The following is a 479-nucleotide window of genomic DNA, read 5'->3' as shown; positions in this document are numbered from 1 at the left end:
GCTTTTATGTTAGATGAACATGAACATCTAGGTTCTTGGATAAGAAAGAATAATGTTAATAATTCTATTGTTGATAGATGTATTAAGTATACCTTGGATAAAGGGGATATCGAAGAAACGAAAAGAAGAAATGTCATGTTGGAGTTTGTAAAGGATCCTTATGGAAACCCTTATGTTCCTGGTAGTTCTCTTAAAGGCATGTTTAGAACAATCTTTCTTGCAGATAGATTAATTAATCATTCAAAGGATTATACGATTCAAAGAAAACAGTTCAAAGAGAAAGTCTTTGAAAGAGAAACCAACAAGAAGAGATATTTATCTAGAAATATACAGGATATTGAAGCAAAAACCTTTAGAACATTACATAGACCTGATACAAGGGTTGATGATGCAGTCAATGATATAATGGCTGGATTTATTGTGAGTGATAGTGAACCATTATCAGTAGAAGATCTCACTTTAGCTCAGAAAGTAGATGT

Annotated in this window: 1 protein-coding gene; it reads left to right on the top strand. The window is 31.9% G+C overall.

Annotation, left to right across the window (positions count from 1 at the left end; translation table 11 throughout):
- The coding region (gene csm5 / locus B2S90_RS07505; protein WP_286696814.1) for a type III-A CRISPR-associated RAMP protein Csm5 at positions 1-479 on the top strand (479 nt) is incomplete at both ends.

It is taken from the genome of Catenibacterium sp. UBA627, from assembly GCF_002299355.1.
Classification (GTDB): domain Bacteria; phylum Bacillota_I; class Bacilli_A; order Erysipelotrichales; family Coprobacillaceae; genus Catenibacterium; species Catenibacterium mitsuoka.
Note: the sequence above shows the minus strand (reverse complement) of the source record. Positions and strands in the feature narration are given on the sequence as shown.